Source organism: Acaryochloris marina MBIC11017, from assembly GCF_000018105.1.
GTDB lineage: Bacteria > Cyanobacteriota > Cyanobacteriia > Thermosynechococcales > Thermosynechococcaceae > Acaryochloris > Acaryochloris marina.
Window position 1 is genome coordinate 3,054,586 of sequence record NC_009925.1, and the last position, 24,105, is coordinate 3,078,690.

22 protein-coding genes are annotated in these 24,105 nt (G+C 48.7%); 6 read left to right on the forward strand and 16 right to left on the reverse strand.

The annotated features are described in order from the left end of the window. Positions 1 to 9: 9 nt before the first annotated feature. Positions 10 to 1,059: a WD40 repeat domain-containing protein gene (locus AM1_RS13760; protein ID WP_041659845.1), complete on the reverse strand. Its 1,050-nt coding sequence runs from the start codon at positions 1,057 to 1,059 to the stop codon at positions 10 to 12. Next, positions 1,047 to 2,015 carry a CobW family GTP-binding protein gene (locus tag AM1_RS13765; RefSeq protein ID WP_012163458.1) on the reverse strand — a complete coding sequence of 323 codons (969 nt, stop codon included), beginning with the start codon at positions 2,013 to 2,015 and terminating at the stop codon, positions 1,047 to 1,049. The genes AM1_RS13760 and AM1_RS13765 overlap by 13 nt, the downstream gene beginning before the upstream one ends. A gap of 533 nt (positions 2,016 to 2,548) precedes the next feature. On the opposite strand from AM1_RS13765, the gene AM1_RS13770 reads away from it, so the two are divergent. Next, a complete protein-coding gene (locus AM1_RS13770) occupies positions 2,549 to 3,529 on the forward strand; it encodes a bacteriophage abortive infection AbiH family protein (protein WP_012163460.1) in 981 nt (326 codons plus the stop codon). 481 nt (positions 3,530 to 4,010) lie between these two features. Here AM1_RS13770 and AM1_RS13775 read toward each other — a convergent pair whose 3' ends face one another. Beyond that, positions 4,011 to 4,736, reverse strand: a complete 726-nt coding sequence (locus AM1_RS13775) for a helix-turn-helix domain-containing protein (RefSeq protein ID WP_041659848.1) — start codon at positions 4,734 to 4,736, stop codon at positions 4,011 to 4,013. A gap of 99 nt (positions 4,737 to 4,835) precedes the next feature. Here AM1_RS13775 and AM1_RS13780 point away from each other — a divergent pair, with 99 nt between their 5' ends. The 3 genes from AM1_RS13780 to AM1_RS13790 all read left to right on the forward strand — a co-directional run bounded on the left by AM1_RS13780 (position 4,836) and on the right by AM1_RS13790 (position 6,858). Then, a complete protein-coding gene (locus tag AM1_RS13780) occupies positions 4,836 to 5,513 on the forward strand; it encodes a DJ-1/PfpI family protein (protein WP_012163462.1) in 678 nt (225 codons plus the stop codon). Positions 5,514 to 5,598: 85 nt separating this feature from the next. Beyond that, the gene (locus AM1_RS13785) at positions 5,599 to 5,970 is read left to right on the forward strand and encodes a hypothetical protein (protein WP_148215740.1); all 372 of its coding nucleotides are present in this window, start codon (positions 5,599 to 5,601) and stop codon (positions 5,968 to 5,970) included. Between the two features lie 318 nt (positions 5,971 to 6,288). Next, the gene (locus AM1_RS13790; protein ID WP_012163464.1) at positions 6,289 to 6,858 is read left to right on the forward strand and encodes a Uma2 family endonuclease; all 570 of its coding nucleotides are present in this window, start codon (positions 6,289 to 6,291) and stop codon (positions 6,856 to 6,858) included. A gap of 56 nt (positions 6,859 to 6,914) precedes the next feature. Here AM1_RS13790 and AM1_RS13795 read toward each other — a convergent pair whose 3' ends face one another. The 4 genes from AM1_RS13795 to AM1_RS13810 form a co-directional block, all read right to left on the reverse strand. Beyond that, on the reverse strand, positions 6,915 to 7,310 hold the full coding sequence (locus tag AM1_RS13795) for a Fur family transcriptional regulator (protein ID WP_012163465.1): 396 nt from the start codon (positions 7,308 to 7,310) through the stop codon (positions 6,915 to 6,917). Between the two features lie 202 nt (positions 7,311 to 7,512). After that, on the reverse strand, positions 7,513 to 8,973 hold the full coding sequence (locus tag AM1_RS13800; protein ID WP_012163466.1) for a WD40 repeat domain-containing protein: 1,461 nt from the start codon (positions 8,971 to 8,973) through the stop codon (positions 7,513 to 7,515). Beyond that, positions 8,970 to 10,805: a nucleoside recognition domain-containing protein gene (locus AM1_RS13805; RefSeq protein WP_012163467.1), complete on the reverse strand. Its 1,836-nt coding sequence runs from the start codon at positions 10,803 to 10,805 to the stop codon at positions 8,970 to 8,972. Before AM1_RS13805 ends, AM1_RS13800 begins: the two co-directional genes overlap by 4 nt. A gap of 407 nt (positions 10,806 to 11,212) precedes the next feature. Next, positions 11,213 to 12,334 (reverse strand): NAD(P)/FAD-dependent oxidoreductase, encoded by a 1,122-nt coding sequence (locus AM1_RS13810; RefSeq protein ID WP_012163470.1) that lies wholly within the window; start codon positions 12,332 to 12,334, stop codon positions 11,213 to 11,215. Positions 12,335 to 12,630: 296 nt separating this feature from the next. On the opposite strand from AM1_RS13810, the gene AM1_RS13815 reads away from it, so the two are divergent. Further along, positions 12,631 to 13,221, forward strand: a complete 591-nt coding sequence (locus AM1_RS13815; protein WP_012163471.1) for a Uma2 family endonuclease — start codon at positions 12,631 to 12,633, stop codon at positions 13,219 to 13,221. Between the two features lie 33 nt (positions 13,222 to 13,254). On the opposite strand, the gene AM1_RS13820 is transcribed toward AM1_RS13815, so the two are convergent. Beyond that, positions 13,255 to 14,970 carry a hypothetical protein gene (locus AM1_RS13820; RefSeq protein ID WP_148215741.1) on the reverse strand — a complete coding sequence of 572 codons (1,716 nt, stop codon included), beginning with the start codon at positions 14,968 to 14,970 and terminating at the stop codon, positions 13,255 to 13,257. 681 nt (positions 14,971 to 15,651) lie between these two features. On the opposite strand from AM1_RS13820, the gene AM1_RS37605 reads away from it, so the two are divergent. Beyond that, a complete protein-coding gene (locus tag AM1_RS37605; RefSeq protein WP_187152938.1) occupies positions 15,652 to 16,761 on the forward strand; it encodes a GGDEF domain-containing protein in 1,110 nt (369 codons plus the stop codon). Between the two features lie 101 nt (positions 16,762 to 16,862). Here AM1_RS37605 and AM1_RS13830 read toward each other — a convergent pair whose 3' ends face one another. The 8 genes from AM1_RS13830 to thrS all read right to left on the reverse strand — a co-directional run bounded on the left by AM1_RS13830 (position 16,863) and on the right by thrS (position 24,062). Then, a complete protein-coding gene (locus AM1_RS13830) occupies positions 16,863 to 17,390 on the reverse strand; it encodes a TIGR02652 family protein (RefSeq protein WP_012163474.1) in 528 nt (175 codons plus the stop codon). Positions 17,391 to 17,392: 2 nt separating this feature from the next. After that, a complete protein-coding gene (locus AM1_RS13835; protein ID WP_012163475.1) occupies positions 17,393 to 18,547 on the reverse strand; it encodes a WD40 repeat domain-containing protein in 1,155 nt (384 codons plus the stop codon). A gap of 35 nt (positions 18,548 to 18,582) precedes the next feature. Beyond that, on the reverse strand, positions 18,583 to 19,206 hold the full coding sequence (locus tag AM1_RS13840; RefSeq protein ID WP_012163476.1) for a Crp/Fnr family transcriptional regulator: 624 nt from the start codon (positions 19,204 to 19,206) through the stop codon (positions 18,583 to 18,585). A gap of 306 nt (positions 19,207 to 19,512) precedes the next feature. After that, a complete protein-coding gene (locus AM1_RS13845) occupies positions 19,513 to 19,905 on the reverse strand; it encodes a DUF1636 family protein (protein ID WP_012163478.1) in 393 nt (130 codons plus the stop codon). Between the two features lie 258 nt (positions 19,906 to 20,163). Next, entirely contained in the window at positions 20,164 to 21,096 is a 933-nt protein-coding gene (locus tag AM1_RS13850) for a ribulose bisphosphate carboxylase small subunit (protein ID WP_012163479.1), read from the reverse strand. Between the two features lie 37 nt (positions 21,097 to 21,133). Beyond that, on the reverse strand, positions 21,134 to 21,619 hold the full coding sequence (hisI, locus tag AM1_RS13855) for a phosphoribosyl-AMP cyclohydrolase (protein ID WP_012163480.1): 486 nt from the start codon (positions 21,617 to 21,619) through the stop codon (positions 21,134 to 21,136). Between the two features lie 45 nt (positions 21,620 to 21,664). Continuing rightward, positions 21,665 to 22,201, reverse strand: a complete 537-nt coding sequence (locus tag AM1_RS13860; RefSeq protein ID WP_238549255.1) for an SgcJ/EcaC family oxidoreductase — start codon at positions 22,199 to 22,201, stop codon at positions 21,665 to 21,667. 10 nt (positions 22,202 to 22,211) lie between these two features. After that, a complete protein-coding gene (gene thrS, locus AM1_RS13865; protein WP_012163482.1) occupies positions 22,212 to 24,062 on the reverse strand; it encodes a threonine--tRNA ligase in 1,851 nt (616 codons plus the stop codon). Between the last annotated feature and the right edge of the window lie 43 nt (positions 24,063 to 24,105).

The window sequence follows — 24,105 nt, forward strand, 5'->3', positions numbered from 1 at the left end:
ATTCAACAACTAGAAAAATCCTTGACCTCGTGCACTTTGGGTCCAAAGCTGCCATTCTCCTTGCTGGCCCCCTAAAGCTAGGGTCTGACCATCTGGACTCCAAGCCAGGGCTGAACCACTGATACTTTTTTGCGCTTGGACTAGCTTACCCCCACCTTGCCACAGACAGAGAAAGTCATCCGCTGCAGCAGATACTAAAAGAGTGGTATTAGGCTGAAAGGCAATGGCATTGACTGCTTGCGTGTGCTCTTCTAACAGCTCTGCTTCCCAGCCACTGCCTAGGCGGTGCCAAGTCGTAATGCAGTTACCACTGGCTGCGGACAGCAGGGGGTCAGCATCAACGGATTCAGCATCCGCTGACCAGGCTATTTGCCGAACTTTGCCAGGGAAACCCGTCATCCGCCAGGGTACGTCTTCTTCTGAAGGCCACACCACCATAGTGCGATCTAAATTTCCTGACGCTAAATATTGCCCGTCCGGCGACCAAGAGACACAGATACTCGATCCTGGAAGCTCTCGAATGGCGGGATCTTGATCCCAATCCTGCCAAATTTTGACCCCTTGATGGCCACCGACCGCCAGCCAATCCTGTTGCGGATGCCAGGCTAAATCTAAAACGGAAGAGTTTTCAAAGGCGAGAGTCGTCAGGACTTGCTGGGTCTCAACCTCCCAAACCTGGGCATAGCGCCCCAGGCTAAACACCAATTCTGGACGCCGAGGATGCCAGGCCAGTTGATCCACCCAGGTGCGAGGGTTCTCTAAACAGGTAAACAGCGTCGGTGCGTCGCCGCTCATCTCCCAAATCGAAACACGGCCATCTTGCCCTCCTGCTGCGAGAAAACGGCCATCAGCGGAGTAAGCCAATGCATCCACTGACTGTCCGGTGCCCGTTTGCAGACTATGGGTTTGTTGGGTGATTCGATTGAGACATTGAACATTACCCGCTCCATCGCAGGCGGCCACCTGCTGGCTATTGGGTGACCAGGCAATGGCCGTCACATAATCATCTAAACGCCCACGCCATTTGCGTCCAAGTCGTGGCTGAGTTACACGAGGCAAGCTTGGAACCCCTTTCTTAACTGATCTTCATCTAAATTGCGGCCAATAAACACCAACTCATTCTTGCGGGTTTCGCTAGCCTTCCAAGGGCGATCTGCACGGCCATCAAACAACATATGGACCCCCTGAAACACAAATCGCTGATCTTCTCCGGCAATATTCAAAATTCCCTTCATCCGAAAGATATCAGGCCCCTTGGTTTGCAACAGATTGCCTAGCCAACCGTTGAGCCGTTCGCCATCAATCTCCCCCGATTCTGTTAAGGCCACCGACCCTACGGTTTCGTCATGCTCATGGGCATCTTCTCCCAAAAACTCAGGGTCGATCTCTAAAGCTCGGTCTAGATCAAAGGCACTCACACCTAAGATGGACTCCATCTCCACTGCCGCATCCTGAGTGCGATAAATTTTGGTCATGGCATTCATGGACCGGATTCGATTTTCCAGATCCGCCAAATCCGCTTCGCTGACTAAATCGGTTTTATTGAGTAACACCACATCCGCAAAAGCGATTTGCTCCTGGGCTTCATCCGCATCCCAATGCTGGTGGATATGCTTGGCATCCACGACCGTCACTATCGCATCCAGATTGAGCTGGGTCTGCATATCTTCATCCACAAAGAAGGTCTGGATCACCGGAGCTGGATCCGCTAGCCCTGTGGTCTCAATCACCATATGGTCGAACTTATCTCGTCGTCGCATCAAGTTGCCAATAATCCGAATCAGATCGCCTCGCACGGTGCAACAGATGCAGCCATTGTTCATTTCAAAGATTTCTTCATCGGCATCGATCACCAGCTGATTATCAATGCCCACCTCACCAAATTCATTGACAATCACGGCTACTTTTTTGCCATGTTCGTGGGTGAGAATGCGGTTGAGTAAGGTTGTTTTTCCGGCTCCCAGATAGCCCGTTAGAACGGTGACAGGGACGGTATCTATTGCAGCGGTAACCATGACGATGACCTCATCGGAGAATGGTTGAGATAACGATTATCATTCTACAAATATTTCGACGTCAGTTTGGCGACTTTACCTTAGCTTTAGCTTTTCAAGGCGATGGGATAGGTTCTGGATTTCTCACCAGCCGATGCCAACAAACTGCATGAGTGAGTAACATCAGTTGATTTAATCGCAGATCAGTAGCCGTTTTTGACTCACCCAGTCCATCTGTTCTGTGTTGATGATTCTCTACCTTGATTCAGTGAATGATCGCAATTGGGGTGGAAGTGAGGGTGTTATGCGACACAATATCGGAATAACCCTTTATTTTGGAGAATTCTCCAACATCTGGCCTATAATCCACTGAGAGAAGGTGTTATACGATAGGTGGTACCTAGCATTACTTATAGATGTGTTATGCGATAGCCTGACGTATCCATAGTTATGTACAAGAACCTTCATCGAAAATGATTGAGAAAGATCATTGTGTAAACTCTTCGAGACCCTCAATTGCTCAGTCAATTGAACTACAGCATAGATAAAAATATATGAATGTTGTTTTTATTTTGGGAAATGGATTTGATCTTAACCTGGGATTAAACACCAGCTACTCCGATTTTTACAACTACTATAAAAAACAAGTTTCATCAAACGAAGTAATCAAAGAGTTAAAGGAAAATATAGATTCAAATACAGAAAACTGGTCTGATCTAGAGCTTCAATTGGGGCGCTATACCTCAAGACTAAAAGATCAAAATGACTTCGATATTTTCTATTTCGATATAGTAGACAATCTAAGAGACTATCTTGATCTTGAAGAAGATAGTTTTGACTACTCTGCATTTGACAAGTCCGTATTGTTGAGAGATCTTGTTGAGCCTGAAAGAGTTTTATCTCAGAGAGAAAGAAATAAACTAACAGATTGGTATCGAAAATTCGGAGGTAATATAAACACTAACATTTTGACATTTAATTATACTCAAACAATTGAAAAAATACTTGGCAAAAATGCCACTAGTCAGCCGATTGGCACAAATAATAAAGGCGTACAAGTTTTACTAAATAGTATTGACCACATACATGGATATCTTGAAGATGGTCTCGTACTAGGAGTAAATGATGAGGAACAAATTGAAAATGAAAAATTACGTCTGTCTCAGGAGGTTGTCGAGGCCATTGTTAAGCCCATGCACAATCAAGAGTTAGGGCATACGAGAGATGATCGCTGCATGCAAGTTATATCTGCAGCGAACCTAATATTTGTGTTTGGCTGTTCGATTGGTAAATCTGATCAGATGTGGTGGGAAAAAGTTGGCAGCACACTAGGGGAATCTTGTCGGCTAGTTATATTTCATCGAGGTAGTAATGTGAATAGCCAGAATGATATCCTGTATGCTCGTGAGAATCGTAAGATAATAAATCGATTTTTATCACTAACGAACTTGGATGAAGAAAAAAGGGACATTGCAAAGCAGTATATTACCGCTGCTGTGACTAAAGACCTGTTCAAGCTTGTCAAAAGTACATAATCTTGCCACGCAAGGGATACTCAAAATTCCCTTCAAGTTGTGTATTTTATAATTCTGCTCGTACCCCTGATGAATGACAGTTAAATTTTAGTTCGTAAGAAATTTTGCCTTTCTTTGTGCTGAAGAATTGGGAAGCATGCTTGTGCTTGTTATCTTAAAAGTACAATTAAATGCGTGAAGATTGTCTCAGACACTAATATTTTCGTGGCCGTTGCGCGTGAAGAAGAAGGTTAACTTAAGCGTAGATCGGTAGCCGTTGTTGACTCACCTACTCAATCTATTTTGTGTTGATGATCCTCTACCTTGCTTCAGTGAGTTGTCTCAATTGGGGCAGAAGTGAAGTTATTATCCGATACCTGGCATATAATCCGCTGAAATAGGGTTTTATACGTAAATATTATTCATAGATATGTTATACGACTGATGTATACTCACAGTCCGGCTGCTACTGCTAATTGCTTGATAAAAGCTAAGCGAAAGGTTACAGGTGAGCGTTGGATTGAGGTTCTTCCTCACGCACACTACAAGTTTGTGTCGCAAAAAGTTGTGCAACCATTTTTGTCCGCGACGAAACTTTGAGCTTACGAAACATTCGCTTTAGAGCCTGTTTGACAGAATTTTCGGTGATCCAAAGTTCCTTGCCAATTTCTGCATTGGTTCGTCCTAAAGCAACTAAATTGGCGATCTCCAACTCACGCGGCGTTAACCGTTTGGTGCTCAACAATGGGTTCTGAGAGTTCATGGTGCTTTGTTGCGATCGCACTGTAGTCGTCCAGGTAGACAGGTGCAAACAAACCGCACTTAAATCAGCTAAATCCTGATGATCAAAGGCTGGCATCGATTTTTCGCGAGTACAACCCACTGCACCGACTAACTGACCGCAGTTAACGATCGGTCCTGCCATCACATGCCAATGATCCGGTCGAGGACAGATCAATGTCCAAGCTTTGGGTGTTGTCACTAATCCTTCATGGACAGGGGTATGGCATTCCGCAAGGTAGCGCGCCAGCGGATTGTGTTCCAGGGAGAGAACGATGTTTAGAATGCCCTGAAACTTAGGCTCCGAGAGAAGCTGGTCAAAGAAAAAGATCCCTGATCGCTTCGCTGTAAAGTACTCACCCACCTTCGGCGCTAGGTGCGATCGCAAGTCATCCTCATGCTTACACTGGTGAGTTTCTTCAAATAAAAGCTTCAAAGAAAGAGTCATGGTCGTGAAAAGAGTACCCGATCGAGGACTAGGCGCACTGGGCCGTTATTCATAGCATAGGGATAGATTCAACAACGATCAAAATAAGGAAATTAATTCATGCCTGCCCCACAAAAGCACGTCATTGGCTTGGTCTTTTATCCTGGCATGACCTCACTAGACATGGTGGGCCCCCATCAAGTTTTCGGTGCACTACCCGGTGTCGAACTGCATCGGATTTGGAAAACGCTAGCTCCAATTACCTGCGATGACGGCTTAGTGATCGTGCCAGATACCACATTTTCAACTTGTCCACCTTTGGATGTTATTTGTGTCGGCGGCGGTTTAGAACAGCGGGCAGTCGTAGATGATCCAGAAGTGCTGGACTTTTTCCATAAACAAGGCAAAACGGCGCGGTTTATTACCTCTGTCTGTAGTGGGGCAGAGTTTCTAGCAAAAGCAGGGTTGCTAGAGGGCTATCGAGCAGCGACCCATTGGGGCATGCGCGAACAACTAATGACAAATCAGGGCGTTGAGATTGTAAACGAGCGTGTTGTTGTCGATCGCAATCGCATCACAGGGGGAGGCGTGACGGCCGGGATAGATTTTGGTCTAACGGTTGCAAGTATCCTGTGCGGCGAAGAAACCGCCAAGATGATTCAACTCTTACTGGAGTACGATCCTGCGCCTCCATTTGATGCAGGTTCACCTGAGAAAGCGGGGCCTGAGCTGGTCGAGAAAGCCATCGCACTGATGCAGCAGATGTCAAGCTTAGAATTTGCAAACCCCGTTCGCTGATCTGACGACAATCCCCTCTTCATCCACGTTATAGCTTCGTTAGTTTATGAGCTTCTTTAAAGACTTAGTTCAGTTTTGGAACGCCATGGGTTCGCTGCCCTGGACAATCCGGGTATGGGCAATACTCTATCCACTGCCACAAGTGCTAGGTGGTCTGTATTTCATTGGCGAAACGCCAGGTTTGGTGATTTTGCTGGGTCGGGTGTTGTCCTTTGTGATTGGGAGTCAAGTTCATCGTCGCCGACCGTTCTCAAAACTCATCGGCCCCATCGGGCACGCCCATTGGCTGTTGATACTCCCTTACCTACTGTATCTCCTGGCTACACAAACATTGGATGATGGCTTGTACTGGTTCATCGTGTATGTGTGTGTCATTGGTATGGTGAGTGCAGTCATCGATATCCGCGATACTATTGGGTATTGTCAACGCGGCGAGTCGTTCTATAAACGAGACTAGACAATGGTTATCCCAGACTGCATCAAACAATTCTGTTGAAGCGGGTTATTGCCGGATGGCAATGCATACGAAGTCTACTGATAACCGCTCAACAGGAACGTTAGATTCCAAAGACACCGAAGCTCAACCAAAATACAGAGTGTGTTGTTTGCAAGATTCTCTGCAAACCTGCAGACGGCTATAGGCAAACTAATCTAGGGCTGGTGAGAAATCCAGGTGGTGGGTTACCTTGCTCTGGGGGCGTAGTCGCGATCGCCAACACTTTCCAATTAGAATCAGAGCATAGGCAACATTTGAGTCACACTGAGTAAGCTGTCTATGGAAACGCTGACCATCAATGCTTCAAAAGCAGCATTAACTGAAGCGCAGTTTTACGACATTTGTCGTCAAAATGAAGGATTACGCTTTGAAATGACCGCACAGGGAGATTTAATCGTTATGCCTCCAGTGGGCGGTCTAAGTGGAAGTCGTGAATCTGATTTGAATGCAGATGTGCAGATTTGGAATCGGCGTACTGGCTTAGGTCGGGTATTTAGTTCTTCAACGGTGTTTCAATTGCCCAATGGTGCGAAGCGATCACCGGATGTTGCCTGGGTCGAACAAAGTCGCTGGGATACCCTCTCAAGAGAAGCGCAAGAACGATTCCCACCCCTAGCTCCCGATTTTGTGATTGAGTTACGGTCTCGGACCGATGACCTAGCTGCACTACAAGCGAAAATGCAGGAATATGCAGAAAACGGCGTGCGGCTCGGTTGGCTAATCAATCCACAGGATCAGCAAGTAGAAATTTATCAACCAGGGAAAGATACAGAAGTGCGATCGCTGCCAACTCAACTGTCAGGAGAAGAGATATTACCAGGTTTTACCCTGGATTTATCGCCGTTTTAGGGGTTAAGAACCTTTAGCGTCTATGTTCTACTTGAGGCTTACCTAAATTCCTTTATTTAGGCTAAAGCCCCCACTTCAGCGCAGTTCTGGCATAGGCCAAAGAATTCTAGGGTGTGGTAAAAGACTTGAAATTTCTGGGTTTGGGCAAGCTCTTGTTCTAACTCGTGGACTGGGCAGTTCAGCAATGGCATGGAAGTGCCACAGTTGACACAAGTCAGATGATGCCGATGAGCAGAAGCAATACTATAGACTGCTTCACCATTCGTCAAAGTACGCGTTTGCACCTTGCCATGCTGTTGGAGAACCTTGAGGGCACGGTAAATGGTTGCCAACCCCACTCGTTGTTGCTGTTTTTTTAACTCTTGGTGCAGATCCTGAGCAGAGAACTCTTGGGGCGTGGAAAAGAGGACTTCCAACACGCGCCGCTGATGAGGGGTTAGTTTCTCTGGCATGCTCAACTCCTTACTGCACCTGGAATGAGAACAGTTTTTTGGCAAATCACAAGATTATCAAACATGATTATCATTCTCATTTTATGATAGCAGCCGTTCTTAAAGAGTCCGTCAATATTACGATTTAGCCCTAAGTCTTTTTGGGTTAACGACCAGAGGAATGCAGCTACTTCAGGTAATTACAGAAGATTAATTGTGGCCCTCACGGTAACCATTGTGGGTCAATGCCTGAGCCAACGGAAGCAGGCTGCTGATTACTACTGTCTAAGGGCAAAATCCACAGATTACTGGTGGTCACTGAACTGCCTTGATTCGTCTGAGAAATCTCTGGATTGTTGGGACTCGCTTCAATCGCTTGATCGAATAGCAACGCTGAACCATCTGGAGCGAGGGCCATAGTTGTATCACGCTGATTAGGTAGATTTAAGAGCCGAGTTTCTTTTTGGGTGGCTAAGTCAATTGTGGCCAGATAAGGGATTTCTACATACTCTTCGCCAGCGCTGACCTGAGTCAGCAAGCAGTAAAGGAACTGTTTTTTGGGGTCAAAGGTCGCTCTGAGAATTGAGCCACTTGTCTTGAGCAGTTCCGTTTGCTGGCCCTGAGTCGTGACTAAGAACAAAGACTTAGTGAAATCGGGGTTGAACTTAAGCATCGTAGCGGCTGATCCGTCTCTTGCGAAGCTTAAAACCATCCCAAATTTGGGCAGAAACTCCAAGGGCTGATCATTTTCACTGCCTTCTAGGGGTAAGATGGCCAGTCCTTGTCCTTGGGCAATCACGAGGGATCGGCTATCAGGGGCAATCAAGAAATTGCCTCCTTCGACCTTCTCCAACAGCTGGATCGATTTACCTGTAGGCAGTTGCCAAAGACTGACCTGGCCTAAGCCTGCCCCTTCTTTCAGTGCCCGCTGGACAACAATTCGGCTGCCGTCTGCAGCTAAGTCGAATTTGAGAATTTGATATCTCTGGTTATCCAAGACCTCTTCAATCTCACCTGGGGGTTTTTGAGAACTGTTATTTAGATCAGGGGGATTGGCCTGTAACCCTGTCGTTACTGTGTAGAGCTTTGGGTTAAACTCTCCTTCCGAGACAAGACGCTTGGCCGTAGCAGAGAATAAAATGCGATCGCCATAGGGATACGGCTTAAATTCTGTGACGACTAGGTCGTTAGGCGTTAGAATCGTTTTTTGGTCTTGGGTTAAATTCTGAAGAATTAACCGCCCAGATTCTTCCCCATTAACTCCGATGTAGACATAGGCGCGATCGCGACTCCGAAACGTCCCCGCAAACGGCTGCATCACCTTGGGCTGGACATTGGGACTCAGACCAACTTCTTCCACTTGGCTCAGCTGGACTTTGAATTCAGTCCCATAAGGCATGGGCTCAGTCAGCGTATAGGCCAGTCGTCGGCCAGACCAGCTCAATTTTCCCGGCAACTCAGGAGTTAAGGTCAGGTTTTCTTCCACCTTGGGCCAATCCATAGTTCGATTAAACGACAAGATAAAAGCGGTATCTTCCATGCCAACCCGTTTCTCTTGCCAACTAAAGTCTCGAACAATGGGTACCGCATGGTCACCCCCCATGATGATTAAGCCGATCAAGATGGTGAGAATAGCCATCACAGTAATGGCAATACGATCCAGGGGGTAAATCCGGTGCTTCATAGAACTGCAACCCCTACTTCAATCAGTTTTGGCACAGACCCAAAAAGTCTAGGGCGTGGTAAAAAACTTGAAAATTCTGTATTTGCGTAAGTTTCCGTTCTAGCTCGTAGACCAGGCAGCTCAGTCATGGCATGAAACTGCCACAGATCAGATGATGTTGATGAGGGGTGGCCCTCGTTGGCTAATGCACCTGAGCACCAGTACCCACCCCAAGCCAAGATCAAGGAGAAGCAAGTTGCCGCTATTGCCTGACGACCCATTAACGCTAGGGCAAATCGGAGAGACTGTTCTCGGGCAATCGTCAGGGCCGTGACCAAACAAGGCAACAAGACACCTGCCAGGTAGACTCCTGTGAGAATTTGCAGCGGTGTGAGAGCAGAGAGGGTTTCAGGTTCAGCAAAGAGCAGCAGACCATCTTTGCGAATAGAGGCCAGAATCATAGGCAAGGCTGCTTCTGGTGGGAGGCGAAAGATCTGCATTAGGGGATGAATAATAGATGCAGCAGCACTCAGAAGACTCAGCTGATCTAAAATCGATGCGATCAAGGTAATGGCCACAAAAATGGGAATGGCATTGGTAAAAAACTGATACAGCGTACCTTGGGTTTCTCGCCAGATGGTGGCCCAGCGGGGTCTTTCCAAAAACGTGCGGTGTTCAATCATCAACTGGTTGTGACGCGAACGAGCCGACTTAGGAGCAATCAAGCGAGTGTAGACCAGCGTTGTCACAGTGAGATAACCCAGGTAAGGAATCACTAAGCCAGGCCGATGGGCTGCACTAAACACTGCTAGCGTGGCACCAAATTGGTAAGAACAGGCGGAACCAAAGGCAATCGCCGACATACAAGTTTTGCGAGCGCAACTCGAACAGGCACGGGTACTGATCACCGCTGGCACATTACAGCCAAATCCCATCACGACCCGCACCAGATCCCGTCCAGATAACCCCAAGGGGTGCAACAGTGGATGGAGAGCAACCGTGATCCGCTCTACCAAGCCACTGGCCTTGTAAGTTCCCAGACATAACGCATAGAGAATAACGGTCGGCACAGCCCAAACCCATAGCAACGGTCCCATGGTCAGCAAGCCATAACGCCCAATCAGCATTTCCCTGGGCAAAGTCAGAGGTATATTAGCCAGAACGTCTATCAGAGGCTGGATCAACGCTTGCATCAGAGGATCGGCAACTGCCGCAAAGCTATTGGCAAACCAAACCGCAAGTAGGGTCGGCAGAAGTAAGAGAATGATCGCTACCAACCAGCCAAACTGTGGATGTTCTAATAATGTTGGTCGCGGTTCAATCCGCCAGCCAGCCAGAATAGGTTGCCGTGAGGAAAATATAGTCGGCTCTTGCAAGGCTGCCCGAATGTTGTGGTGCTGGGCTGGGGTTAGATGTCTTGCATCAACGGGGATAAACGCCAGATTCGAGGTTTGGTCCCAGCATTGAACAATCTGCTGGGTAAACCCAGCTTGAGACGCTTTGTCCCAAAACGTGATCACGACAATGCCCCGCTTCCCCACTACCAAGGGCCATAAATCCGCTAGATCTTCATCCACATGGGTTGCTTTGATCACTAGCAACACGGTGTCATGGGCTTCTAATTGTGCCAGTGCAGCTTGAGTGGTGATCCGATCAGAACGGTACAAAATACCGGGGGTATCTACAACTGTCAGTCCGCCGCCGACATAGGTGTCACAGGCAATCGTAGAGCCACGGAAGTTAATGCTATAAGGCAAACATCCCGTAAGGGAGGCAACCAGTTGAGATTTGCCCGTATTCTCTTTACCGATCACGACGATCGAGCGCTGGGCTGGTGAAGTAAGCAGGAGCATGGCGGATCATTAACAGAATCGGACAAGATCACGCTGCTCTCTCCCCAGTAGTAGAGCCACTGGCGAAATCAGCATTTGTTTACATAGCAAAGCCTTTTGCAGCCCCCTAAATCCCCCATTCTGGGGGACTTTGAGCCTATAATTAAGCTGGATAATAGGACCGAAAATCTCAAGCATTGTTCTCTCAAATCTGATTTTGCATATCTGTGCGGAGAAATAGGTAAAGTCCCCCACTGGTGGGGGATTTAGGGGACGAGTGCAAGGGTAAAAGCCATCGATATAATCGCCCAACATAACTGGACGTAAATGTCGCCAGCAGTATCAGAATTGGGGGGCTGTAGGGGGCGAGTGCAATCCATAAAGGGTAAGAGCAGCTTCAGGTAGGATTCATACAAGAGGTCTAGTGGCTAGCAGATACAGTCGTTGTCGCAACAAGACAGGTCATCTAGAAACATGCCTTGCTGGCGGTAGATTTCTAAAGGTGCAGGGTCAAGGTCTAACCGACGTGCGATCGCATCAGCCACTACCGCAAACCGCTGCCGAAATTTATAGATAAAGCAAAAAATAACATCGTGATGACGGACTGAAGGGCCAACCACAAATAGACCTGGCGTCAGCGTAGACTCATCTTCATCATTCAAAATGGCATGCCCCCCTGACCACAGAAACAGCGATGCAATCTGCTGCAAACTGGTCTCAAAACCAGTACAGAGAATCGGAGGATGAACCGTCAGCCATTTTTGGTATTCGCTGAAGACGGCATAGCCCTCTGACACTTTTTTGACTTCCTCAATAGAGACATTGCCGATCAATTCGAGACGACCCGTTTGATGGGCCAACATCACGCGCTGCAGCGTATAGGGTGACAAGGAAATACTCGGATCCGTCTCCTGGTTCCCCCACACCCCAGTCCGATCTAAAACCCTGACGCTCTTCCCTAAGGCGACTAAGTGGGTCGCGGCATCCATACCACTTTCATAGCCACCGATGATCGTAAATTCATCCCCTGGCAAATTTTTCCAAGAGCGAATCTGAGAATTGTGAATGCAATAGTCTGCCCCCAAAAATGGATTTAACTTTGGATATTGGAATTCTCCAGCAGCCCAGATCACAAACTGGGTTTTGACGTCTCCGCCAGAAGTCTTGAGGATAAAGCCGCGACACTGAGAAAGGGGTTCAATTGCCAAAACATCCGTTCCTGTCTTCACAGGCAACTGGAAGTGATCGACCACCGTTTGCAAATAGAGCGCATACTGCTGGCCATTGATATGTTCTCGGCGAAAGGCGATCGCTGGCGATGTTTTCAAGGTAATGGCATTGAGATCGAGTAGGCCAAAACCATGACTCGGAAACGAGGGGGTGATCAAGTTCATCTCCGCTGGCCAGCGGCTAAAGGAGGCTCCGACCTGCTGCCGTTCCAACAAGATAAAGTTTTCCAGGCCCAGCTCCTGCAACACAACAGCACAACCTACTCCGGCTGGCCCTGCACCGACTATCACCACGTCATAGGAAGAAGTTGTCTGTTTCATCGATAGACTTGCTGCCAGCAGGGTTTTATATAATGATAATCATTATCATATTTTTTGGGATTAGCTAACACTGCGTCAACGTCATCGAGATATGGCAACGATACGAAGGGAAATCAAGCTGGGATTTTGCTGTGTGGGCGTTGTGAAATCTACCTCGGCGGGCAGTCCAACACTAGCCAGTAGAATCAGATGATATTGGCCTATCGATTGTTCACCTCGAAAATACAAACGGATGTGGGGATTAAGTAGGGAGAATAGATAGGATAGGGAAGAAGGCAAGAGCGCAGGCCACAGCCATGACTGCTATTACACTCAACCTGGAGTCGTTAATAACGTTGACCCATGACCAGTTCTACCAACTTTGTATGGACAACAAAGATGTGGCAATGGAGCGCAGTCGGTCAGGGGAGTTAATCATTATGCCTCCAGTGGGTGGTGAAAGTGGCGAAAAAGAAGCAGACTACATCATTGATTTAGGCATTTGGAATCGCCGCACAGGATTGGGGAAGGTATTTAGTTCCTCTACGGTATTTAAGCTACCGGGTGGGGGAGATCGCTCTCCCGACGCGGCCTGGATCCGTCAAGATCGCTGGGATGCACTATCTGCTGATGAGAAGAAGCGGTTTCCACCCATCTGTCCTGACTTTGTGATTGAGCTGCGATGGTCTCCGACCGGCCTTCGGCCATCAGAAAGCGATAGATTGAAGCCGCTTCAAGAAAAAATGCAGGAGTATCTTGGAAGTGGTTTGAGGTTGGGATGGTTGATTAACCCCCAGGATCGAACAGTGGAGATTTATCGAACAGGGCAAGCCGTGGAAGTGGTTCAGCTTCCGGCTACCCTGTCAGGAGAAGATGTTCTCCCTGATTTTTTGCTAGAGATCGTCTAATGTCTACTTTCTCGTTAGGGTTGGGGGAAAGCGTCAAAGGGCTTTAAGAACAGCTTTTAGTTCACTAGGCACAGGATGCTGATCTGCTAAATTCTGAAAGGTTTCGCGATCAAGAACATCTGAAACATCACACTCAAATTGCACCGGATAAACTGATGTGTATGCAGAAGACAACCACGTGATATCAGTATTCACAGATCTACCTGTTGCATCAGTAATCTGGACCTGTGGCTTTTGCTCAAACTGTACGGATATTTTTTGACTCAGCACACCACATACCACCGAAACCCGCGTCTTTTTCCGCATAACGTCATGGTAGAGCGGCACCATCATTCTGCAGTCGGCCAGAAGGTCTGGCTCGTGTTTCCAATTGCTTAAAAACTTGCGAGCCTGCCCCCGAGACATGCATCCTACCGCATCCATCGGTGGCGTTGGGAACCCTAAGTCTTCCCGACAGAGCGCTGCTGCGCCAGAGAAGAGCGCTTGCATTTCAGTCAGAGAATCTAGGATGCACGTGGGTTGATCGTTGCGATTGCGAACCTCACGGGTCAATGCTGATTCACCCCATAGCTCCACTAAACCATCCAGTAACCAGCCATAGTTATGAGCCATGCGCTCGTAGTAACGTGGCACAGGTTCTAGCCGGAGATGAGGCATAATCGCCAAGTTCAGCATGGCACCGCCTGCGTAGGGGGATTCAAGCTGCTTGATGTGGGTTTCGCGCGCCAGGGACATGAGGCCCTTGAAGAGCTGCTCTAGCGTTTCACCATATTTAGGACCGACTCGAAGGCGATCGCAACTCGGATTCAGCAGGGCTTCCAAAGCATAGAGTTCTCGCAAATACCAGCCATCGTCTTCTGCTGGACTCAGATCTAAGCGTCCCCCTTTGACCCGTACAATGACTTCATCGAGTAGGCAAAAGTCATCAGGAATGGGGACATTGCCATAGAGCTGCTTGATTAAATCGGTCTCCGGTGCCCTAGAAGGTGGGAACAACGCATATTGATTTTCAGGAGATAACTCAGCCATTACGGACGGAACAGCAAATTGTCCTGTCAATTGTTCATTGGCTTGAAGGTGCCAGCGATATGCATTCAACAGTTGAGCTTGTGTAATTGCATCTCTCAAAACTTGTGCAGCATTGCGATCAAGTGGCTGCTGCAACATGCGATCATGCTGAAAAAGGCGGCGCAATGACTCTGATGCTGAATAAAACCCAATGGGACGGGACACCAGCGGTTTCGCCTCAAACTCTTTCAGTGCTTGTTTGACCCGTAGCCGGAGTTCGCCTGGGAGGTGAGAGAGGTCAGACCCACCACCCAAATATTCAGCCGCACAGAGCATAGCCTTGAGATCAACTCGATCTGCTGTATCGTCTAGGGCTACACGTAATTGGCTCACCAAAGCTTGCCGACCCAGGACAGGAGAATCACTAAGGAAGGCAGAACGATCTAAGGTGCCATAGAGCCAGTCGTTGAAGCGTTTTGCTTTATACGCAAACGCCATTAAAGGGACAGTTTTTCCGCTGACCTCTTCAGCAATGGTAGGGGCAGGGCTAGGTTCAAAGGGTCCTGAGTGAAATGAAAATAGGGGGATTGCTTCTCTATCATCGTTTGACCTGAATGCGAGGCGGTTGCAATCGCGAGGTCGCAGCCTTGTCTCTCGCTCATTAACCTCGACGGATAGAACCTGAGTCGAGCGATCCATGCGAACAAGGCAATCTTTGTGTTTGAAAGAGTACTCACTCATTAGAGCCTAGAAGTCCTAGCTGCAAGTAGCATCAGTCTTGGGTTACCCATAAAACTTAGCATCAGAGAGAGTTTTAGGTACCCATGAGCTACCTAGCTGAAGATAACGATTGAGTTGAACTGTCAGAGATCCTAAAACTGATCTCCTAATCTTAAAGAAAAGCAAGCAGATCACATCATGAAAGTACTGATATACAAGACTTTAAGAGCAGCATGACCTTTGTTTTGTATGAATCGTGATATTGTTGGCGAATTCCTGAATTGAGCCTCAAACTCAGTCAGTTCGCTCTCAGCTTCTAGGCTAAATCACCGAGATCTCATTGATTTAGAGCTGGACTTAAATTCGCCAACAGTATCGAGTCGTTGCCATACCCCTACTAGTGAGATGGTGCTCTACACGGCAATGGTCAGAAGGCCTGCCTAAATCTGTTCAAACACGTTCTAAGAGGGGAAAAATAATAGGGGGAATTCTGCTCATTAAGTAAGTTTGGCTTCTCATTCCTGACGGATTCAACTTAGATTGCATGTCTGGCGATGCTGGATGTGCCCATCTAACACAATGTCAAAAGCAACCTCATCAACTCGCGTTTGGATAGGGTCGCAGTCAGTAAATTTATCTAGGCAATATTACCAGTGTTTGCAACGGAACGGAGCGATATCTAGATCTACATCTCAGAACCCAATGCCGTCCCCTGAAGCGCAAAACGTTATGTTACACACTGATGAAACATTTATTCGAAGAACTGCCCTAGCTACCCTAGCGATCGCTGTCATGTCGGCGGGATCAGCGACGCTTATCCATCATTATTTGGAACCTGACCCATATCTAATGGATCTGGTCCTCCCTCCCCTGATGTTTCTAGTCTTTTCATTTCTGTGGTGTTGGCTGTATCTACGCCCTGAAAGCCTGCAAAAAGTAATGAGGGTTAGCTTAATCACAATCTTTTTGGGAGGAGCTGCTTTTCCAGTCTGGACTTCTCTTGGGCAAGCCATTTACTTACCCGACGTCACGCTGGTCGATCGTTTGCCACCAATGAGCAGTTTTCCGATGGCCATCATCGTCATCATGTTTATATTTGCCACTCCGCAGACCGTTATCACCACTGCTGTTGTGGTTTGGCTTGTCGTCTCCTTACCTGTTCTGGTCTATCTGATAGCTCACCCGACCGAGCTCTGGAGTCCTCGCGGCATGGAAATGGCTTTGACACTCGGCCCGATCACGGGGGTTGTTTCAACCCTTGTTCCCTTTCATCGCGTATTACAACAGAGGCTCACATCCTTACAGGATGAACGAGCGCTCATGCAAATACTTTCAGAAAGAGATTCACTCACTCAACTTTACAATCGCCGTGTGGCCGAAGAGTTTCTCTCTACCTGTGTAGCGGATGCAGCTTCCAAGAGTGGGGTGATTTTATTTGATATCGATCATTTCAAACGCATCAACGATACTTACGGACATCAGGCGGGCGATATTGTCTTGGTAGCCGTAGCAATGCGCTGTAGCCAAGTTTTGCGCAAGACTGATTGCCTTGCCCGTTGGGGAGGCGAAGAGTTTTTCGTCGTATTGCAGCATGTTGGGGCTGAAGCGATCGAACGGATTGCGGAGGAGTTACGACTAGCCATTGCCTCGGAAGAGATTGAACCCGCAGGCAGTGTCACAGCATCGTTCGGTGTGAGTTTGATAAAGTCCAATGACACCATTGGAAGCTTATTACAGCGGGTAGATAAAGCAATGTACGCGGCTAAAACAAGTGGGCGCAATCGCGTAATGACTGATAAGTCCTTGAGTTAACAGCAATCACAAGGGAATTAACAGACTGCTACAATCACTGCGATGTCTGCATTGAGTGATAAAGGGGTATGGCAACGATTCAATGCCCATCCCACCGACCCTTATGTTGACTTACCAAAACCCCCATCCCATCTGGTACAGAACGGGTAAGCATAAGCTGGTGGGCCAAATTCTGTAGAGAACTCAAAATTAATCACCTGCCAGCGAGAATCAGCATCAATGACAGGGCTAAATTCTAAAGGCAGCCCATAGAGCCGGGGTTTCGCATAGTAAATTTGTCGCCACCAATCAGATTGGAATTCTAAATGGGGCTGGACTAGTGCTTCATATCGGCGAGCAAGGGTCAGTTTAACCGCCCGAAAACCCTGGTAATGCAGGTGATCAAGCACTTGGAAAACTTCTATCTTTAGCCCTTCTGGGTTGCGGTGCTGCTGATACCAATTGCCCTGCCAGGGATACCAACATCGCTCCGTATCGAGGTGAACGAGACTGCCCGTTACCGGATCGGCTTCAAAGACCCCATGACTCGGGCAAAGATACGCCTCGGTTAGCATCAGGGCTGGACTCTGTCGGCGGCAAATCGGACAGCTAATATGGATACCAAAAATAGGCCAATCTAACAGGGTCATGCTCAGTCCAGCCCCCATTCGTCGTTTTCATAACCCAAACCTTCATAACCCAAGTCAACGGACCAAACTAAAACTTCACCCCGTTGCCCCCCTGCGGCGAGACACTGTCCAGTGGGGTGCCAAGCCAAACATGAAAATCCGTCCATCGCTCCATCGAGCATCTGAGCAGCCTCAATCGCTGCTTTCCACAAAATGACCCAACCATCTTCAGATAGAGAGGCAAGCAGACCTGTTTGGGGCTGAAAGGCAATATCTAAGACGTTTGCAGTGTGGCTATCTAATATCCAACTTTGCCAGCCTTCGTCGGGTACCAGCATCGACATCGCTACCAGTTCACGGGTTGCAGCCGCTAAAATAGGGGAGCGATCTGCATCAGGTACATCAGCCCAAGCCAGTTGGCGGATTTTACCAGGGAAGCCCCGAATGAGGGTTGGTAAATCATCTTCCGCAGTGGAAGCCTGATTGATAAAGGACACCTTGGCCCACGTTAGAATACTGACACTTAAGTCTTGATTTGCTGTTGCGAGATAAGCCCCTTCCGGCGACCAGGATAAAGACATTGCTGGAGCCATCAGTTCCCATTGATGGAGAGGGTGATCCCACTGTGGAATCCGCCAAATGTGGACTAGGGTATTGGCTGCCACCGCAAGATGTTGTCCATCAGGCGACCAGCCAATGTCTTGAACTTGGGCAGCGAGTTCAAGAGTAGTCAGCATTTCAGCTCTATCAGCATCCCAAATTTGCACCGTCTTCCCTCGATTGAAGGCGAGTAAGTTGTGGTGGGGATGCCACTGGAGCCGGTCAATCCAGGCAGAGTCTCCCGTTAGGGTCTTTGTGGCTGGGGCTTTCTCTGTCGCCATCTCTATCGTCATTGGCCAGAGGTTAATCTGCCCTGCTTGGCCACCGGCTGCTAACCACTGGCCATCAGCGGAGAAGGCGATGTCATCGATGGATAGGCCATTGGCGTCTTGAAGCAATAGATCGCTATCGTTGTGCAGCAAAAGAACCTCTCCTGCCCCCGACGTCACCGCCAGGGTATTGCCAACGGGCGACCATGCGATCGCAGTAATGTAATCCGATAGCTGATGATGGTGACTCAGTTCTGCTAGGGGCTTAAGTAGGGGCATCGACAATGGCGAAGGAGTGAGGGTGAACATCTTGTCAAGCGGTTACTTCATCAATCATTCCGCCGTTAACGACGTCTGAAGGGATACTCGACAGGCTTTGGTTTAGGACCAGAATGATGACGCAAGACGCAGCCTTTTTTTGACCAAGACAGGGTATCTTCTCTCTCGAACTCCCCGATTAATCGCGTCACCGTAACTCGGCTGGAGCCAATGACTTCAGCAATATCTTGATGAGTGAGGGGAAGCGGGATAAAGCATTCGTCTTCAGACCGCTGGCCAAATCGGTCAGCTAACCAATTGAGAAACCGACTAAAGCGCGTTTGAACTGACCCATGATGCATGGTGAGCAAGGCTTGACTTTGTTGAATGTGAAACCACATAGCCTCTTCCAGTGCTTGGTAGTCATCGATCAATAGTCGATGGACTCGAACAGTGCCCAGACATTCAGCTTGGTAAGGTTCAATGCCAGCGAACGGATGCCCAATAATATCTCCCGCGCCCCAGAGTCCCAGAGTGGTAATATCACCCTCTTCGTGAAGAGTAATGCTGCGAACCATACCCGTATCAATTTTCCAGAGAAGGTTCTGAATCATGGGTAAACATTCCCGCCGCTTAAACGTCCGAACGACAGGGCTAGTCTCTTGTTGGTGAGTCGTGGCGTATGTGGATGTGATCAGTGAGGACATCATGCATAAAGACCTAGATTTAGGGATGTGCCGAAGACGCAACTTAGAGCCGAACGGATCTGGTGTCCTCAGCTAGCAATGCGCTATTTCCGGGGTATCAATCTCTAGATAGATGCCTGGATTGGCTCTAAATATTTAGAAAATCGCCCGGAAACAGCGCTTGCTCAATGGCATTTCCAGAATGATTAGCTCAGATGAGTGATCTGAACAGAGCAAGTTGAATTGACAGATCTGCATAAAATAGTCTCCTGTGGGATGCAAGGTAGAGGGTCAACCCATTGAGTCATGGAACAGAGTTCGGATGCGCGATTACAGACTGGGGTAGGGAATCCTCGCTAGAATCCCTTTTTGCAGCGACTCTGGACGATGCTGACGGGGAACGATGCCATCTGAACTGGAATAATATTGGCGGGCCAGTTGCAAAACTGCTGCGGCACTGTCTAGGGGCAGTAGGTCACCAAACATTAGGGAGTTTTTCCCTGCTGCTGCTAGGGCAATGGTGCAGGGGCGATTGCAGGCACTTAGGCAGTCCACCGCTTCGATCTTGAACTCAGGCGGTAGAGGTGATTGCTCCTGAAGCTGTCGTAAGCTGCTAAGTAGGTAATAACCACCGCGTTGTCCTCTGTAATCCCGTTGGGTCGGCGAGAAGGCACAGGACCGACAGACGAATAGAGCATGTTGAGTCATGATGGGCGATGCCATACTTAAACGTCATGGGTAGTCGCTAGCGAGATGAGCCACCCGGAATAGATTGAACCGCTTGCGTAAGATATTCTCAAAATGATAATGATTATCATTCTTTTTTGCAACCCGACGTTCTGGCTCTTGCAACCTGGCGGTAAAGTGATGGGTCTCTGAGTTTGACAAGCGACGAGATTACCCAGCTTTTACCATCGTTAAGGATGCAATGGACTGAGATCGGCTATTGCGCATAGCTTGGCTCTTCTCCTGAGAAATGCACTAAGAAGGAATAGGCCTTTGCAAGAGCCACTCCATCACCCGTTGCTTATGGGAGTCGATGCTAAAGACTCGCACTGCGTTACCCTGATATTCCGTCATTCTGCGATTGAGACTATCCAGAACTTGCTGTGGATAGGTCCCTTCAAGGGGTGGACAACTTTGCCAAGATCCAACCTTAAAGTGTCTAGCATCGGCCTGTTCAATGCCAATTTGATTCCCCAACCGAAGTTGACCCAGAATCTGTTCCAGCACTTCAGCGCTCAGCTGTTCTTGGAGCCTGTCAGTCTGGGGTCGAGCTGTCTCAGAGCGATGGCCATTGTTCAGCGGTGTAGTACAGGCAACATCGTCTGCACATCGGTAGCCTGCCAGTAAGGCTCGATTGATCTCCACCACATGATGAGAAAAACGATGATCGGTGGTCTTGGCATCCGGTAGTCGGTCAGCCTCGCTTTGGTTGGTAATTACAACCCCTGATCCAACATATTTTCCCGGTGGAATTTCCACATCCTGGATCAGTGCATGCATCATCACAATACAGCGGTGCCCGACCTTTGCATTAAATACCGTTGATCGAAAGCCGATAAAGCAATCATCACCAATATAGGCAGGTCCGTGAATCAAAGCCATATGGGTAATGCAGGTATGTTCACCAATCCAGACCGAGTAGGACTCACCATCATCTCCAGTGACTCGCCCTCGTTCTAAGCCATGGATGACCACACCATCCTGAATATTGGTGTTCCCACCGATGTAAAAGGGCATCCCTTCGTCTGCTCGAATGGACGTGCCGGGAGCAATTAAGACCTGATGCCCCAGACGAACATCTCCGATCAAACTCGTTGAGGGATGCACATAGGCTGATTCATGAATTTGAGGCTGATCTAACCCTCGATCCCAAGGAGTCGGAGGCGAAGGTTGCTGACGTAGAGGCATCTTTAATACTCCATTGGTTTAAAGTCGGCTGAACCCTTCAAAGCTGCGTCGGATTAGGGGCATCCCCATAGACCTGTTGAGGGTCAAAGGTTTTAGCAGCTTCAGTGAAAGTCAAAGCAATGGGAGAGGAACTATCCACGGCTTCTGTCCCCACGGGAATTTGACGATAAAAACAGGATCGATAACCCACATGGCAACTGGCTCCAGAGCCCGCAACAGTCACCCGCATCCACAGACAGTCTTGATCATCATCAATCAGTAACTGCTGGACATACTGAACCAAGCCACTAGTCGCCCCTTTATGCCAGAGGGTCTGGCGACTGCGGCTGTAGTAATGGGCCTCTCCCGTTTCAATCGTTTTCATCAGCGCAGTTTGATTCATATAGGCATGCATCAATAGTTCACCTGTCTGGGCATCAGTCGTCACCACAGGCATTAAACCGTCTGAATCAAATTTGGGGGAAAGCAGCGATCCTTCTTCAACTTCTTCGACAGAGGTACGCTGAGCAAAGGGGAGGGGCATGGTAGTTCTCAGGGATTGGGCAAAACAGTTAAACAGTAGTTATTCTTAGGACATTTTTTCCGGCATGCCGGAGGAGTGGTGATCCACAATGAGCCAGCGATCGCCAATTTTGCGATAGACAAAGGTAAATCTTGCCATCAGATCGGAAGGTTGGCCTTCTTTGACCACTGCAAAGGCATAGAGACCCGAATTAACGGCCAGATCACAAAAAACCTGGATATTTTGCTCCACGATCCGCCCATCCGGCTTAAGGGCCAGAAAGCCTTTGAAGTAATCTTCAATTTCAGCAGGGGTATGTCGAACTCGGTTGGAAACCGTAGGCACCAGAATGGCATCAGGGGCATAGGTTTTGACCACTTCACTCGGTCGACCGGTTTGCAGGGATTGATCCCACTGCTCAAACAAATCGGCAATCTCTCCTGGGGCCACGGTTGGGCAGGCAGTTTCAGCTAGAACGGGGGTATAAAAAAGACTTAATAGTAAGCAGCAGCCCAGCAGCATTCCGATCGCATTCTTGATTCTGAGAAATGTTCTCTGCTGGGGCTGATCTGAGCTGCAGGGCTGATAGGCAACGTTCATCATTTTTCCTACTCTAAATGTGTTGTTTGGCATCAATGGCAGACTGCATTTTTTCGCACAGTTCGGGGAGCTTCAATAGCTCCTGCTCTTCTGAATGCCGAGTTCGAATATTGAGGGTCTGGGCTTCGACTTCTTTTTGACCCACCACGGCGACCACCGGAATTTTTTCCAGGGCGGACTGGCGAATTTGTTTTCCTAAACGCTCTCCCGTCTGATCGATTTCAGCCCGAAAACCCTTCTGCTGAAGCTGCTCTAAGACTTCAAGGGCATAGGGGCGTTGGGCATCACTGACAACGAGTAGCCGAATTTGTACGGGGGCTAGCCATAGGGGGAAATCCCCTGCATAATTCTCGATTAAAATGCCGAAGAATCGTTCTAAAGACCCGAAAATGGCCCGATGAATCATAATGGGACGTTGCCGCGTTCCATCTGCAGCGACATATTCCATCTTGAAGCGCTCGGGTAAGTTAAAGTCCACCTGAATTGTGGAGCATTGCCACAGCCGTCCGATCGCATCCCGTATCTTGAGATCGATCTTCGGTCCATAAAAGGCACCCCCGCCTTCATCCGTCAGGTACTCCCAGCCTTTACGGTCTAGGGCCGTGCGCAAGTCCTGGGTGGCCAAGTCCCAAATCTCATCGCTACCCACTGATTTATCAGGCCGGGTTGAGAGATTAACCTCATAATCCCGAAAGCCAAAGTCCGACAACACCGTTTCGGTTAGATCCAGAACCGCCAAAATCTCATCGGCCACCTGATCCGGTAGACAGAAAATATGGGCATCGTCTTGGGTAAAGCCCCGGACCCGCATCAGTCCATGTAAGGTCCCGGAGCGTTCGTACCGATAGACCGTCCCTAACTCCGCCCACCGCAGGGGAAACTCTCGATAGGAGTGGAGGTCGTGCTGATAGGTGAGCACATGAAAGGGACAGTTCATGGGTTTGATCTGATAGGCCTGGGTCTCCACTTCCATTTGATCAAACATGCTGTCCCGGTAGAAGTCGAAATGACCCGAGGTCTTCCACAGATCCAGGTTGGCCATATGAGGGGTATAGAGCAACTCATATCCCCCCTGTGTATGCGCTTGTCGCCAGTAGGTTTCAATGACCTGGCGAATTCGAGCCCCTCGGGGATGCCAAAAGACCAGTCCTCCGCCAGCGTTGTCTTCAATACTAAAAAGCTTCAGATTTTTGCCCAACAGGCGATGGTCTCGACGCTGGGCTTCTTCTTTTTGGTGCAGGTAAGCTTTTAACTGCTTCGGTGTTTCCCAGGCGGTTCCATAAATCCGCTGTAGCTGCGCTTGGGTTTCATCGCCACGCCAGTAGGCTCCGGCGACGCTTTCGAGCATAAAGGCCTTAGAGTGCAGTTCCCCCGTACTGTTGAGATGGGGACCCGAGCACAGATCCCACCAAAATTCATTGGGGGCCACTGGTAGAGGCTCAATGAGTGAGGCTTCCGCCTCGGGATGTTGGGTCCGTCCCGTGTCAGGACTGCCAATAAAATAGCGGGTAATGGTTTCCCCCGCCGGAATCTGGGCCAATATTTCTAATTTGTAGGGTTCTTGCAACTGTTCCAGTTCGGCCTGCATCTGATCGCGATCCACTTGTTCGCGGATGATGGGCAAATTGGCTTTGATAATCCGCCGCATCTGAGTTGATATGGCATCTAAATCTTCTGGCGTAAATGCCTGGTCCCGGTCAAAGTCATAGTAGAAACCGGTCTCTGTCGTTGGACCAATCGTCACCTTCGTCTCCGGAAACAGATTCTGCACCGCCATGGCCATCACATGGGCGCAGGTGTGGCGGAGTCGCTGCAATTGTTCAGTGGAATTGGGCGCTGACAGGGTCGAAGAAGCAGTAGACATAGAGGCTTGAAGGGAAGGGTGAAGGGTTGCTTAAGCATATGAT

Bases quoted from the DNA above. Each gene is read 5' to 3' on its own strand.
- AM1_RS13770 (WP_012163460.1), top strand. From the start codon at position 2,549: ATGAATGTTGTTTTTATTTTGGGAAATGGATTTGATCTTAACCTGGGA.
- AM1_RS13775 (WP_041659848.1), bottom strand. From the start codon at position 4,736: ATGACTCTTTCTTTGAAGCTTTTATTTGAAGAAACTCACCAGTGTAAG.
- AM1_RS13795 (WP_012163465.1), bottom strand. From the start codon at position 7,310: ATGCCAGAGAAACTAACCCCTCATCAGCGGCGCGTGTTGGAAGTCCTC.
- AM1_RS13805 (WP_012163467.1), bottom strand. From the start codon at position 10,805: ATGCTCCTGCTTACTTCACCAGCCCAGCGCTCGATCGTCGTGATCGGT.
- AM1_RS13765 (WP_012163458.1), bottom strand. From the start codon at position 2,015: ATGGTTACCGCTGCAATAGATACCGTCCCTGTCACCGTTCTAACGGGC.
- AM1_RS13820 (WP_148215741.1), bottom strand. From the start codon at position 14,970: ATGAGTGAGTACTCTTTCAAACACAAAGATTGCCTTGTTCGCATGGAT.
- AM1_RS13790 (WP_012163464.1), top strand. From the start codon at position 6,289: ATGGAAACGCTGACCATCAATGCTTCAAAAGCAGCATTAACTGAAGCG.
- AM1_RS37605 (WP_187152938.1), top strand. From the start codon at position 15,652: ATGCCGTCCCCTGAAGCGCAAAACGTTATGTTACACACTGATGAAACA.
- AM1_RS13835 (WP_012163475.1), bottom strand. From the start codon at position 18,547: ATGTTCACCCTCACTCCTTCGCCATTGTCGATGCCCCTACTTAAGCCC.
- thrS (WP_012163482.1), bottom strand. From the start codon at position 24,062: ATGTCTACTGCTTCTTCGACCCTGTCAGCGCCCAATTCCACTGAACAA.
- AM1_RS13845 (WP_012163478.1), bottom strand. From the start codon at position 19,905: ATGGCATCGCCCATCATGACTCAACATGCTCTATTCGTCTGTCGGTCC.
- AM1_RS13850 (WP_012163479.1), bottom strand. From the start codon at position 21,096: ATGCCTCTACGTCAGCAACCTTCGCCTCCGACTCCTTGGGATCGAGGG.
- AM1_RS13785 (WP_148215740.1), top strand. From the start codon at position 5,599: ATGGGTTCGCTGCCCTGGACAATCCGGGTATGGGCAATACTCTATCCA.
- AM1_RS13860 (WP_238549255.1), bottom strand. From the start codon at position 22,201: ATGATGAACGTTGCCTATCAGCCCTGCAGCTCAGATCAGCCCCAGCAG.
- AM1_RS13840 (WP_012163476.1), bottom strand. From the start codon at position 19,206: ATGATGTCCTCACTGATCACATCCACATACGCCACGACTCACCAACAA.
- AM1_RS13815 (WP_012163471.1), top strand. From the start codon at position 12,631: ATGACTGCTATTACACTCAACCTGGAGTCGTTAATAACGTTGACCCAT.
- AM1_RS13810 (WP_012163470.1), bottom strand. From the start codon at position 12,334: ATGAAACAGACAACTTCTTCCTATGACGTGGTGATAGTCGGTGCAGGG.
- AM1_RS13800 (WP_012163466.1), bottom strand. From the start codon at position 8,973: ATGAAGCACCGGATTTACCCCCTGGATCGTATTGCCATTACTGTGATG.
- hisI (WP_012163480.1), bottom strand. From the start codon at position 21,619: ATGCCCCTCCCCTTTGCTCAGCGTACCTCTGTCGAAGAAGTTGAAGAA.
- AM1_RS13830 (WP_012163474.1), bottom strand. From the start codon at position 17,390: ATGACCCTGTTAGATTGGCCTATTTTTGGTATCCATATTAGCTGTCCG.
- AM1_RS13780 (WP_012163462.1), top strand. From the start codon at position 4,836: ATGCCTGCCCCACAAAAGCACGTCATTGGCTTGGTCTTTTATCCTGGC.